Below are 13793 nucleotides of genomic sequence, written 5' to 3'. Positions count from 1 at the left end.
GGATGCCATTGCGGCTGTCGTACTGGGCGGAACAAGCCTGTCAGGCGGACGGGGGCGAATCGTAGGTACGTTGATCGGTGTACTCATTATCGGGACGCTGAACAATGGCTTGAATTTGCTGGGTGTGAACTCTTTTTATCAAATGGTGGTCAAAGGGATTGTAATCGCCATTGCTGTATTGATTGACCGTAAGAAATCTGCATAAACCACCTAATCTATATATAAGGAGACCACATATATGAAAAAGCTTACACTAATTATGACAGCCTTGCTCCTCCTGCTCATGACAGGCTGTTCTCTGGAACCGCCGGAATGGGCGAAACCTAAAGCAGCCGCGAACTTGAAGGACATTAAAATAGGCTTGTCCATCTCTACACTGAATAATCCATTTTTCGTCTCTCTCAAAGATGGAGTTGTTGCAGAAGCCAAAAAACAAGGATTGCAAGTCATTGTCGTCGATGCGCAAAATGATTCGGCGAAGCAAAGCAATGATGTAGACGATTTGATCCAGCAAGGCGTAAATGCATTGTTAATTAACCCGACAGATTCGTCGGCTATCTCTACGGTGGTTCAATCCGCGAACGCTCTGAACATCCCGGTCATTACGCTGGATCGTTCGGCTGACAAAGGAGAAGTAAAAGCGCTTGTTGCTTCGGATAATGTAGAGGGTGGACGCATGGCTGCCAGATACGTGATTGATCAGGTCGGAAAAGGTGCAAAGGTCATTGAGCTGGAAGGCGTACCAGGTGCATCGGCTACCCGCGAACGGGGCAAAGGCTTCCACGAAGTAGCGGATAAGGAACTGAACGTTATTGCCAAACAGTCGGCCGATTTTGACCGGACCAAGGGTTTGAATGTCATGGAAAACCTGCTGCAAGGCAACCCGGACGTTCAGGCGGTATTTGCCCATAATGATGAAATGGCGCTTGGGGCAATTGAAGCCATTCAAAGCTCGGGTAAAAATATTCCGGTGATCGGCTTTGACGGCAACGAGGATGCACTTAAATCTATTAAGGAGGGCAAGCTCACGGCGACCGTGGCTCAGCAACCCGAACTGATTGGACAATTGGCGGTTCGGGCGGCACAGGATGTACTCCAAGGTAAAACTGTGAAAAAATCAATTCCTGCCAAGCTGGAATTAGTGGATCTGAAGAAATAAAACGGGTATATGACCCCATATATTTAAGATTTCGGGCTGATACGTGAATGCGATCAGTCCGTTTTTTTAGTTTCTCTTACAGGAGCTGCTGAATGAACAAAGGCTGTCTTTTGAGGACAGTCTTTATTTTATACCATTTGGATAGTACATGCTTATGAGAGAAGGGATGGATCATGTTATTAAGGCTGGTGCAAAATGAATCTTAGTTTATCCAGTAAACGTATATTTTGCTCCGGTCTGCCAATTGTAATCGGTAGCCAGGGTTCTATGAAAACGATTCTTTATTTTGAATGCGATTATGTAAAAAGAGGAATCATTTGCTTCGTATTTATTTGGAAGTTTTTAATTTTGGTGTTGTAAGAAGTAGCGGTAAAAGATACAATAACAATTGTGTGATAATGAGAATCACTATCATTTTAGATGTATACACTTAAGGAGGACATCATCTTGCAACAAAATAACAGGATAAAATGGGGTATCACACTGTGTCTGGTAGTTCTGCTGACGGTTGTACTGGGTGCTTGTGGAAACGCAGATAGCGGTAATCAAACCAACGGAAAGACTAGCACTAACGACTCTTCCGGGCAATCCCAAACGGTTGCCATGCGTGAATATACAGATGCCACGGGCAACAAGATCAATATCCCTGTAAATCCGCAGCGGGTTGTCACAACGCAATATTTGGATGCTATGCTGGCCTTGGGAGTTAAGCCTGCAGGTGCTGCTTCCCATTTGTTGGAAGGCGATTATTTAAAAGGTAAGATTGACGGAGTTGCGGATATTGGGAACCCGACGAATGTAGAAAAGGTGCTGGAGCTACAACCAGACCTGATCATAACAACAGAAGAAACCAGTCCCGAAGTGAAGGAACAACTGGAGAAAATTGCTCCAACTGTAGTCGTTTCTTTTATGAAAGGGGATGTGTTCAAGCAATTTCGGGATGTTGCCGCTGTGCTAGGTAAGGACAAGGAAGCTGAGCAGTGGATTGTTAATCTGGATCAAAAGGCTGCCGAAAGCCGGAAGAAGCTGGCAGGAAAATTTAAGAAAGATGAAACGGTCACGATTTACATGACCTACGGCAAGGATGTGCTGAGAGTGTACGGGGCGCGGAATGTAGGACATGTTATTTACCGCTCGCTGGAATTGAACCCTCCTGAGTACATACGCCAAAAGCTGGCGAAGGACCCGAACTTTAATTTTGTTTACGATAGCATCTCGATGGAAAAGCTGCCTGAACTGTCTGGGGACCGAATTATTATGCTGGTTTATGATGAAGAGAGCAAGGATGGAATCCTCAAGGAAATCGAGCAAAGCGCACTGTGGAGAAATCTCCCTGCGGTTAAAAACCACAAAGTATATTTCATCAAAGCTGACCCGTGGTTTACATATTCACCGCTTGCTATCGACCAATCGCTGGATGAAGCCGTTACCATGCTTTCCACCGATCCTAAATAATCACTCGCAATAAGAAAGGAAAAGCCATATACATGCTAAGACGATTTTTTGAATACTACCGTCCTTACCGGACTTTGTTTATTATTGATTTCTCTTGCGCCTTGCTGGCTGCACTGCTGGAGCTGGCTTTTCCACTTGCCGTCAATCGGGTGGTCGATGATTTGCTCCCTAGTGGGAACTGGAAGTGGATTTTATATGCCTGTCTAGGACTTCTTGGTATTTATGTAGTTAGTGCTGGATTAAATTACGTGGTTACCTATTGGGGCCATAAGCTGGGGATTAACATCGAATCGGATATGCGTAAAAAGCTGTTTGATCGAGTGCAGAAGCAATCCTTCCGTTTTTTTGATAATAACAAAACAGGGCATCTCGTCTCCCGTATGACCAACGATCTGATGGATATCGGGGAAATCGCTCACCACGGGCCCGAAGATTTGTTCATCGCGTTGATGACGCTGGGCGGGGCGTTCGGTATTATGCTCAGCATTAACTGGAAGCTGGCTGTGCTGACATTTATTATTGTACCGCTGATGATTTACTTGTCCTTGTATTTTAGTCGCAAAATGAATGCTGCTTTCCATCGTATGTTTTCTGATATTGCGGATTACAACGCCCGGATTGAAAACAACGTCAGCGGGATTCGCGTTGTTCAAGCGTTCTCTAACGAAGCACATGAAATGGAACGATTTGCTGAAAATAACGGACGGTTTCGAAAAACAAAGCTGATCGCTTACCGCATTATGGCCTGGAATTCCTCGATTAGTTTTATACTGATGAAGCTGGTTTCATTGTTTGTGCTTGTATGTGGAACATGGTTTGTTATTGAGGGGCAGATGACCTATGGGGAATTTATCGCATTTGTGATGCTGTCCAATGTATTTCTCGCACCAATCAAACAAATTAACTCCGTCATTGAAACGTATCCCAAAGGCATCGCCGGCTTCCGACGTTACCTGGATTTGTTGGAAAGTGAATCGGATGTAGAAGATTTGCCAGGAGCCAAGACCGTTAGCCATCTCAACGGAGAGATCCAATTTGCAGGTGTAACGTTTGGTTATGAAAACAAAGACAAGATATTGCGTAAAGTGGACCTATCCATCTATGCGGGAGAAACTGTAGCACTGGTCGGCCCTTCAGGAGCAGGTAAAACGACGCTTTGCAGTTTGTTGCCACGCTTCTATGATGTGGAGGAAGGCAGCATTACCATTGATGGTATGGATATCCGTGAAATGAAGCTGGAATCGTTGCGCTCCATGATTGGTATCGTACAGCAGGATGTATTCCTGTTTGATGGAACGGTTCGTGAAAATATTGCTTATGGCAAGCTCGATGCTTCGGAGGAAGAAATTTGGGATGCTGCCCGTCGGGCCCAGATTGAAGACCTTGTTCGTTCCTATCCGGAAGGTCTGGATACGATGATTGGTGAACGGGGTGTAAAGCTGTCCGGGGGTCAAAAGCAACGTTTGTCTATTGCACGGATGTTCCTCAAAAATCCGCCTATTCTCATTTTGGATGAAGCAACATCGGCACTGGATACAGAGACGGAAGCTGCGATTCAGCAGGCGTTGACAGAGCTATCCCAAGGCCGTACGACACTCGTTATCGCGCATCGTCTGGCAACGATCAAAAATGCTGACCGCATTATCGTAGTTGCAGATCAAGGGATTGCCGAGCAAGGCAGACATGAAGAGTTATTGGCAGTAAAAGGGGCATATAGCCGCCTGCACCAAGCTCAATACGGAACGTAAATAGGCCAATATGACACCGTAAATAGAGAGAGGAATGAACAGGTTTGACAAAGAAAATGTGGATTGTAATGATGCTTCTGTCAGTCATTTTAGCTCTTACCGCTTGTGGTGGAAATGTAAAGCAACCGGGTGAAAAGCAGAATCAAACATCTAGCGAACAAAAGTCAGAGGAAATGAAAACAGTCAAAACGATTCATGGAGATATTAAAATACCGGTTCACCCTCAGCGGATTGTAGTAGATATGTACCAGAATGATTTATTAGCACTAGGAATTAAACCTGTGGGAAGTGTTAAATATTATCTGGATAATCCGTTTTCAAAGGATCTTGTACAGGGCATTACAAGCATTGGAGATCGCGGTAGCGTGTCCTTTGAAAAGGTACTTACTCTGGAGCCGGATTTGATTCTGATTGGTTCCAAAGATGCTTCTGAATATGAGAAATACAGTAAAATTGCTCCAACCATCGTCATTCCTTATGGAACGTACAAGGATGTGCATGAGGAACTGACAGCTTTTGGTGAGCTGCTTGGAAAAGAGCAGGAAGCCAAAACGTGGCTTGCCCAATACGATCAGCGGATGCAGGCTGCACGTGACAAGTTGAAGGGAATTGTTCAACCTGGGGATACTTTCACCGTAATGGAAGCTTCGGATAAAGAATACTTTGTATATGGTGATAACTTTGGCAGAGGAGGGCAGGCGGTTTACAGAGGACTGGATTTGACACCTCCGCCACTTGTCCAAAAAGAATTATTAGGTGAGACTCAATGGAAATCGGTATCGAAAGAAGTTATTAATCAGTATGCCGGCTCTTATATTTTTCTGACGGTTAACAAGGAAACCGCCGGTTATACAGGGGACAGTATATGGAAGTCACTGGATGCCGTCCGAAATGGCAAGGTCTTTGAGTTACAGGAGGATCGATATTGGTACTTTGACCCGATTGCCATTGTAGGACAAGCAGAAGAAATAGCAGACATGCTCGTCGAGCGGAATAAAGAGAAGGCTTCACAGAAGTAGTTACTCAGGTGTTGCTGGCAGCCCTTTGGTATTTATTTATGCCAAAGGGCTTTATTTTTTCACAAAATTGCAGGGCTTCACGGGTTCGTCGAAATTTACTATTGAAGCCATTGTCGCATTAATTTACAATAGTAAAGATTGGATGATAATAATTCTCATTATCAAACGCCTTCATGAGCACAGGTTTGTGTGAAAGCCTACATACTATTCAACAGTAAGGGTGAAAAATAGTCATGAAATTAACAGATTCATCGGAGAGTCCCGCCCAGAGTAACAATAGCCAGCCGCTGACTCCATTCCACTCACGGCCATGGGCGGCTTCGCTCATCTTAACAGCCGGGCTAGCCCTTTTGGCGTTCGGTATCGCTCTATCCCTATCTTTTGGTGCAGCTCCTATTAGGCTGTTTGAGGTATGGAACGCAGTCTTTCATTTTAATCCTGAAATACAAAATCATCAAATTATTTGGGAAATCCGGCTACCACGGATTTTGGGTGGTGTGTTGATCGGAGTCTGCTTCGCTGTGGCGGGGGCGATTATGCAGGGGATGACCCGCAATCCGCTTGCTGACTCGGGCTTGCTTGGATTGAATTCGGGAGCCAGTTTGGCGATGGCGATTTGTTTTGCCCTTTTTCCCGGGTCATCCTTTTTACAGTTAATGCTGTACTCCTTTGTTGGTGCTGCCTTAGCTGTTGTGATGGTATATGGTACAAGCTCCATATCCAAGGCTGGACTTACGCCAGTACGCCTTGTATTGGCGGGTGCAGCTGTAACGGCGTTGCTGTCTGCCTTGGGTGACGCGATCAGCTTGTATTTTAATGTCGGGCAGGATCTGGCCTTCTGGTATGCAGGGGGACTCAGCGGAACCAAATGGGTGCAACTAGGAATTGTCTTGCCTTGGGTTGTGGCGGCTTTCATCGGCGCGCTTATGCTGTCACGGTCTATTACGTTGCTCAGCCTCGGGGATGAAATTGCGCTCAGTCTCGGTCAGCGCACTGGGCTGGTAAAGGTGGCAGGGATAATTCTTGTTCTGATCCTGGCGGGTGCCGCGGTATCGTTGGTTGGCTCTATAGGTTTCGTGGGATTGATTATTCCCCATATAACCCGCAAGCTGGTAGGTGTAGATTATCGCTGGATCATTCCTTGCTCGGCCATTATAGGAGCTTTACTCATCGTGTTTGCCGATCTGGCGGCCCGTATGATTAATGCACCGGAGGAAACACCAGTAGGCGTGCTTATTGCCCTGATTGGGGTGCCATTCTTCCTTTATCTGGCTCGTAAAGAAAGGAGAGCACTGTAAGATGAATAACATTACGACTGGAGCTATTGCCAAAGCAGGTCACCGTAAAAAAATCCATGATTGGATCGTTGTTATCGTTCTGCTCATTCTACTCATTGTTGCATTCACCATTAGTGCGAATACAGGAACCATTCGACTTTCGCCAATGGAGCTTTTTAGAACCTTATTTGGGCAAGGGACTCCACAGCAGGAGTTAATCTTATTTGAATTCCGATTGCCACGAATGGTTATTTCCATTTTGATCGGTGCAGGTCTGGCTGTTTCTGGCTGTATCATGCAAGGAGTTTCACGTAATAGTTTGGCGGACCCTGGTATTTTGGGGATTAATGCCGGAGCCGGGCTGATGGTTATGCTGTTTGTATTGCTTTTCCCAACGATGCAAACAACGAATTCATTGTTTTTACTACCTGCCCTTGCGCTGATTGGATCGGGAGCGGCAGCTATTCTGATCTATGCGCTTTCTTACAAAAAGGGTGAAGGGATTTCTCCGATAAGGTTACTGTTAAGCGGAATTGGTGTAGCGGCGGGGATCAGTGCTGCGATGATCATCATGACCCTCAAGCTTACGCCTGAAAGTTATACGTTTGTTGCCAGTTGGCTGGCAGGAAGTATATGGGGGTCTAACTGGAAATTTGTAATGGCGCTGCTACCTTGGCTTGTTGTGCTGCTGCCTTTCGCATACTACAAGGCCACTGTAATGGATGTGCTTAATCTTGGGGATCAGATGGCATCCGGGTTAGGTACATCAATTGAAAAAGAACGCATCCTTCTACTCGCTGCTGCGGTTGGATTGGCCAGTTCCAGCGTATCGGTTAGCGGTGGAATCGGCTTCGTCGGTTTAGTCGCTCCGCATTTGGCAAGAAAGGTGGTGGGACCGAAGCATAAGATGCTGTTAGTGGCCTGTGCCTTGGTCGGGGCACTGTTAGTGCTTGCGGCCGATACGATCACACGATCCTTACCTTTACAGAAGGAAATCCCGACAGGTTTAATTGTGGCCATCATTGGAGCGCCATACTTCCTGTATCTGCTGAGTCGCTCCAAGGGATAATCCTGCGAAGAAATCATAACTTACTCATTAAAAGCTATACACGACAAAATAACCCTCAGCCCCACTTCCTTAGTGGTGTTGAAGGTTATTTTGCATTTGAAATGTAAGTAATCGCATTCTTTCATATCAACGGGAAGTATTCAAGGCGTGAGAGGTTTGATGAAGCTCTCTGATCATTTTATGCAACGTGTAATTTTCCTGACGCGTCACGCCGTGTTGATTTTCCTGAACCAGCAACTGATGGATGTTTCGTTTTAGAATTTCACTTCGACGTTCCAGCATTTCGGTACTCATAAATAAATGAACACTCCCTTTGTCATGAATAAACCTACATTTTTGAAATGAGCATAAGCTGAATATAAGTTGCCTTTCGACTTCTTTAAGTATAGCGTGCTGAATGATGAAGGGAAAACAGAGCGAGACAGCAAAATTCTTTTTCACATCTCCCACATCCCGTCGATGGCTACTCACCCCGTAGGTTCTTAGATATGCTTCCTGATGCTGGTGATAACAGGAGCTAAGACGTAATTAGCTAAATGAATAGAATTTGACTGCCGTGTATTCATTGCAATAAAGAGTAAGATGCAATGACACTTTAGAAGTGAGGAGATACAATAATGATTATTTTAAAATCGGATGAAGAAATTGAGATTCATGAGGACGGCTGGCCGAATTGTCGCAGAATGTCATGCTATGTTGGCCTCCATAATCAAGCCAGGTATCACAACCATGGAAATTGATCGATTGGTGGAGGAAAAAATACGTTCACGGGGTGCAGAGAAACTGATGAAGGCGTGTCATCAAAGCTTATTCCTGGGCATTGAGCAAGCCGTTGTTGGAAATCGTACAGGTGATATCGGATATGCAATAGATGGTCTTGCTCAGCATTATGAATACGGAAATGTTAGGGAGTTTACTGGCCATGCCGTTGAGCCTATGCTGACATTAGGTAGTTGGGTTATGTTTTCTCTCGGCTGCTAAACAAGGGAAAGGTGCTTTATTTGTGCTTGAAAACCGCTTAAAAAACAGCGTATAATATAAATTATACGCTGTTTAGGTTTAAATCGACTTTCATTAGACCTCACGCATTAGTTGTCGATTGGATTGTCGATAAAAATTAGGCGAAAATGGACGTTTTACGGCATATTTGGTATTTGGGAATATGAATCGAAGCGGAGGGAATCGGGATGAAAAAAGGGATACGACAAATGGAGCCGGATACGATAGATGATATTGATGAAGTGTATGCTGAGGAGCTGGAAGCTTTTTTGATCTGGATGAAGGATGCGGGATATACGATACATACGCAAAAAAACTATACGGGGGATGTAAAGCAGTTCTTACGTACGCTGCGTGAAAAGCCACTTGATCAGGTGAAGAAAATTCATGTGATGTCGTATCTGTCTAAAGCGCGGGAAAGTGGGGCTGGAGATAGTACGCGGAACCGGAAGCATGCGGCGGTAAGTAGCTTTTACAAAGCGTTGCAGGAATTTGAATTGTGCAGCACGAATCCGGCATTTGGAATTAAAAAAGCAAAGACCGAAAAGAATCGTATGCCCGTCTATTTGGATGAAAAGGAAATTCAGCCGTTTTTACTCGCAGTGGAGGGAAAATATGCAAATCGCAACATGGCTATTTTTCTGCTGATGGTATATATGGGATTACGGGTGGGAGAGGTTCATTCTTTGAATGTCTCGGATTTTAGCAGAGAACGGCGCACACTAGATGTGTTTGGTAAAGGGCGCAAGTGGCGTGCGCTTCCGGTGCCGGAGGGTGTGTGTGATATTGTGGAACGTGCGTTGGAGGAAAGATTAACGCCGTGGAGGGGGAAGGAGGACGCGATGTTTGTGTCGCAAAAAGGCCGCCGTTTGGCGGTGCGCTCTATTCAGCAGATTGCTACGGAAACGTTCGAGCGATTCCAGCAGGATAAGAGTGTGGAACGTCGGGTATCTTACTCCAGTCACAAGCTGCGCCATACGTTTGCAACGATGCTTTTGCGTAAGGGGGCCGATCTGCGTACTGTGCAGGAGCTGCTGGGACATTCATCCATCCAGACGACCACGGTATATACACATGTCACGGATCGGGAAAAAGAAAAAGCGATGGACAAGCTGGATATTCAGGTACCTATGATGGAATTAAAGAGTTAGGGACAACGAGAGAAAAAGGGGAATAAAGTGTTCGATAGTCAAAAGTAAAATATTTACAGGGATATGATAAGCGCATTAGGGAGAATAAAAAGAATGAGTTTACATAATGAATATTATGTAAACTCAATAGAATGGACCCAATTTCATAACTTCATATCAACGAACAATACCAACATATTATATTCATTTTAACGATTATTAGAGTTGAATCTACAATTGTTTTTACACTTTATCTTCCGGAGGAGATTCAATCATCAGGCCTTCGACATGCTTCCGGCCTAGAAGCTTCCGTTTTTTGCGGTTTTCCTTAGTTTCCAAAACGATGTCCAGATCATAGTCGTCGGGATACAACTCGGTAGCTGCAATATGAAGAATAAGCCTCTTTTTGTTTATGGTCAGCTTTTGTCCTTGGATCAAAACCCCGACATTGCCTCGTTCATCTTCGGTTTTGTACACAATTCCAGTCCGGTTCAGGTAGGCTGCGTAAACACTGTCACCAAGGGCAAATGGCTTAGGTCCGGCAGTGTGTTCTTGTTTCACCTGTTTTGTGGCTGTATGCTTTAAAGACGCTCTTTTAGGAGAGAGTTCACTTATTGTGTTCTGTTTTACATCATCATAAGCTGGGGGAATCACAAATGATTCCTGTGTATTTTGAGACGTCCTACCCGCAGAAATAGCCTGAGAACGGTCAATAATGCGATTCCACATCCCCAGCTTCAAGGCAATGGCGTATGCGTAGCTTTCCCCGGCCTCGCCGATCCGAAGACGATACAAGGGTTGCAGCGTTTCGGTATCAAACTCCATACGAGCATTTTGGAATCCCGGTGTATTTTCAGCAAAATGCTTAATCTCGCTAAAGTGCGTGGTAGCCACTACGGTTGCCCGGCGGCGGTGGAATTCTTCCAGCAGCGCGATAGAAAGGCCCACACCTTCGCCCGGATCGGTTCCAGATGCCATTTCGTCAATCAGGATCAGAGTGGAGTTGCCCGCTGTTTCCAAAATGCCGATCATGTTGCGGATATGTGCAGAAAAGGTGCTCAAAGCATGCTCGATGCTTTGTCCGTCTCCGATATCTACCTCAATTTCCTCAAATACAGCCATTCGGCTGCCTTCCGAAACAGGTACCAGCAATCCGGACTGCACCATCAGAGTTAACAGGCCGACACTTTTGAGGGCCATCGTTTTTCCACCTGTATTGGGTCCGGTAATGATGAGTGAGGAGTAGCCTTCACCGATTGAGAAATCAAGTGGAACCATGGAATTTCCCATGAACGGGTGACGTGCCCCTCGAATGTCTATAATTCCGTCAAGGTTAAGCTCGACAGGCACAGCATCCATTGTCAAGGCATATTTGGCTTTGGCTAATAAAAAGTCGAGTATGCCTACCGTCTCTGTGTTGATGTTCAACTCCCGGTTATATGACTCAGCAAGTGTCGTCAGATCTCCCAGCACTTTCATTTCTTCTTTGGATTCTTCGGCCATGTTCGCACTCTGATCGAATTGCAGACTTACGATCTCGGCAGGCTCGATGTAAACCGTTTGACCACTACCTGATTCATCCAGCACGTTGCCTTTCACCTGTTTGCGAAATTCTTTTTTGATCGGAAGCACGTAACGGCCACCGCGCTGACTGACCATATTTTCCTGCAAGATGGATCGGTGACGGCTGGTGAGAGAATCGAGTTTCCTTTTGATCCGTTCTTCCGTGACCGCTATTTTTTTGCGGATTTTAGCCAGTTCTTTACTGGCGCTGTCCGTCACTTTTCCTGAATAAATACATCTTTCAATTTCAGACAGAAGGGGTTCCATACCATACATGGAAGAAGCATAGGCACTGACGCTTGGAGCGGCATTCGACTTGGAACCCATATATGTTATCAGTTGAGTGCAACTTCTGATAAATTGGGCAATGTGAGAAAAATCGTGCTCGCTGAACAAATATCCGGTTCCCAGCAAGTGAAGAATGTGTTCCATCCCTTCCAGGGAGGGAATGGGAACACTTGCACCGTGGCGAATGAGCTGCAAGGCTTCGGTCGCTTCGTCAAGGCGGATCTTGATCGTACGTATGTCTGTAATTGGTTGCATAGAAGCGGCATGGCGCTTACCAAGGTAAGAAAAAGCACATTCGGAAACTCTTGTTTTGATCCGGTCGTATTCCAAACGCTGCATTGTGGTTTCATTCATGAATAAATCTCTCCTTTAGTGTGTGATTTTAGGATTGTTTAGAGCCTTCTCTGTGAAATAAAAAAAGGGCGGAGAATGAACAAATCGTTCATTCTCCGCCCTGAAGGAAAGAGGGAATTTATCGTCAAATAAGCCTATAATCCAGCTTTTGCAGCTCCATTTTATGTGTCCCCAAATCATCCATGAGTAAACCAATTTGTAAGCTAATTAGTCCATGAATAGGAGGTGTATAAAGGAAGTTCACAAAATCTGAAAACAAAAAAACCGCGCTGAACACAGCACGGAATAAGGCCTAGAAGAAAATAATCCCTGAGGCGATTTATGATATCCGCATGTTCTTAACTAATGTCAGGGATAAAGACACAGCAGCAAACAAACCTGTCCCCGGAGGGCACAAGCGCCTGAATGGTCTTCCCTGAATATGAAGTTGCTTAGTTAAGAACGTTCACCGACATCAAAATCTCTCCCTTGATTACAGATATATCCACACTATACGATCAGTCAGCACCGAAGTCAAGTCAAGTTTATTCTAAATCTATAAAACGAAAAAGATAAACGAGCATCGGGGCTTTTTAAATTCGGTACAATGGTGATCATGAGGACCTGTTTTTGCTTAACAATAAAAAGGTTAACATAATATATATTGTGTTAACTTAAATGTTGTGAGCAAACACCATTATAGAAAAGACAACATGAAGGAAGAGAGTCATAGGTCGTATGAAATTATGAAATTATGATGTGATCATAAAAAACCGACCCTAAACGGATGGCAGGATACACCTGCATACCAATTAGGATCGGTTTCTTGTATTACTCAGATTCACCAGCTGCTACAGCTTGTTCAGACGGGGTATCACGAAGCAACGGTACCAACAGCATCGCTCCGACTAAAAACAACCCAGTACTGACAGCAAATACGATAAACAGGGAAGACGCATGCTTGATCGCCCCGCCAATACTCATACCGACGACCATCATCCCTGTGAACAGGGGAGAGAGGGCTCCGCCGACGCGGCCGATGAAAGCTGCTTCGGCATTTTTTATCATCATGGTGTTGATGCCGATATGAATGCACGGATAAAATAAGCCGCTGAATACCTGTAGAGCCAGCGTCAGGACAATACTGTGCGACCAGCCGATTCCGAAGGTTGCCAGTGGGCTCACCAAAAGTCCGACCACCAGCAGCATTTGCGGCTGTACTTTTTTTGCAGGTCATCACTCCTTGAAGCTGTTCCGGTGCTACATGCTGCTTAAATAACCTCATCGCAGATGGCTGAGAAAATTGAGACAGGATGGCCGAAAAGAAAGTGGACAGCAGATCGCAACTAATCATGGTCCGTTTGGGCCTCCAACGGTCAGCGAGCGTTCCTCCAATGATGGCAAACAGAAAAATGGGCGTAAAAACCCTTAAGTTTAATTTTACTTATATAAACAAAATATATAATTGTCTATATAACAATAGGTAATATAATAAATGAACTACTGTTTAGTCAAATGTTTTTTTGAATTATGAAGAGAGTATGGCATAGGAAATTAATGGGTCAATGATGCTTAAGGACTTGGATCAGAATAGTGGTAAATGGACTCAATATAAACTTGTGATTTGGAAATTATATCTAATTCGCAAATTAAGTTAACATAATAAATATTATGTTAACTATAATGTGTATCTTGATGATGAGGACTTGAATCCGATGTACGTTTTAAATCCATAGTGATATAATTACGCGTA

Annotated in this window: 11 protein-coding genes and 2 pseudogenes; 10 read left to right on the top strand and 3 right to left on the bottom strand. The window is 44.7% G+C overall.

Annotated elements, in window-relative coordinates; translation table 11 throughout:
- From L696_RS0114640 to L696_RS0114610, 7 genes are all read left to right on the top strand, one after another.
- The coding region (locus L696_RS0114640) for an ABC transporter permease subunit (RefSeq protein ID WP_025684307.1) at positions 1–205 on the top strand (205 nt) is incomplete at its 5' end.
- A gap of 33 nt (positions 206–238) precedes the next feature.
- Entirely contained in the window at positions 239–1159 is a 921-nt protein-coding gene (rbsB, locus tag L696_RS0114635) for a ribose ABC transporter substrate-binding protein RbsB (RefSeq protein ID WP_025684306.1), read from the top strand.
- Positions 1160–1606: 447 nt separating this feature from the next.
- Complete coding sequence (locus L696_RS0114630; RefSeq protein ID WP_025684305.1) at positions 1607–2614, top strand: ABC transporter substrate-binding protein; 1008 nt, start codon at positions 1607–1609, stop codon at positions 2612–2614.
- 32 nt (positions 2615–2646) lie between these two features.
- Complete coding sequence (locus L696_RS0114625; protein WP_025684304.1) at positions 2647–4362, top strand: ABC transporter ATP-binding protein; 1716 nt, start codon at positions 2647–2649, stop codon at positions 4360–4362.
- A 56-nt stretch (positions 4363–4418) separates the two neighbouring features.
- Positions 4419–5381, top strand: a complete 963-nt coding sequence (locus L696_RS0114620) for an ABC transporter substrate-binding protein (protein WP_049827392.1) — start codon at positions 4419–4421, stop codon at positions 5379–5381.
- A 233-nt stretch (positions 5382–5614) separates the two neighbouring features.
- Complete coding sequence (locus L696_RS0114615) at positions 5615–6679, top strand: FecCD family ABC transporter permease (protein ID WP_025684302.1); 1065 nt, start codon at positions 5615–5617, stop codon at positions 6677–6679.
- A gap of 1 nt (position 6680) precedes the next feature.
- The gene (locus tag L696_RS0114610; protein ID WP_025684301.1) at positions 6681–7727 is read left to right on the top strand and encodes a FecCD family ABC transporter permease; all 1047 of its coding nucleotides are present in this window, start codon (positions 6681–6683) and stop codon (positions 7725–7727) included.
- Between the two features lie 126 nt (positions 7728–7853).
- On the opposite strand, the gene L696_RS31205 is transcribed toward L696_RS0114610, so the two are convergent.
- Positions 7854–8021, bottom strand: coding sequence for a hypothetical protein (locus L696_RS31205; protein WP_007432475.1), 168 nt, complete (start codon positions 8019–8021; stop codon positions 7854–7856).
- 342 nt (positions 8022–8363) lie between these two features.
- Here L696_RS31205 and L696_RS32510 point away from each other — a divergent pair.
- The 3 genes and pseudogenes from L696_RS32510 to L696_RS0114595 form a co-directional block, all read left to right on the top strand.
- A pseudogene (locus tag L696_RS32510) lies at positions 8364–8447 on the top strand (type I methionyl aminopeptidase); the annotation flags it as partial.
- A 9-nt stretch (positions 8448–8456) separates the two neighbouring features.
- Positions 8457–8708 carry a M24 family metallopeptidase gene (locus L696_RS0114600; protein ID WP_245233367.1) on the top strand — a complete coding sequence of 84 codons (252 nt, stop codon included), beginning with the start codon at positions 8457–8459 and terminating at the stop codon, positions 8706–8708.
- A gap of 206 nt (positions 8709–8914) precedes the next feature.
- A complete protein-coding gene (locus L696_RS0114595) occupies positions 8915–9877 on the top strand; it encodes a tyrosine-type recombinase/integrase (RefSeq protein WP_025684300.1) in 963 nt (320 codons plus the stop codon).
- Positions 9878–10099: 222 nt separating this feature from the next.
- Here the strand turns inward: L696_RS0114595 and L696_RS0114590 are convergent, their stop codons facing one another.
- Both L696_RS0114590 and L696_RS29580 read right to left on the bottom strand, forming a co-directional pair.
- Positions 10100–12061 (bottom strand): endonuclease MutS2, encoded by a 1962-nt coding sequence (locus tag L696_RS0114590; RefSeq protein WP_025684299.1) that lies wholly within the window; start codon positions 12059–12061, stop codon positions 10100–10102.
- An 810-nt stretch (positions 12062–12871) separates the two neighbouring features.
- A pseudogene (locus tag L696_RS29580) lies at positions 12872–13478 on the bottom strand (hypothetical protein); the annotation flags it as partial.
- Between the last annotated feature and the right edge of the window lie 315 nt (positions 13479–13793).

The organism is Paenibacillus maysiensis (assembly GCF_000520815.1).
In the GTDB taxonomy this organism is placed as follows: Bacteria; Bacillota; Bacilli; order Paenibacillales; family Paenibacillaceae; genus Paenibacillus; species Paenibacillus maysiensis.
Note: the sequence above shows the minus strand (reverse complement) of the source record. Positions and strands in the feature narration are given on the sequence as shown.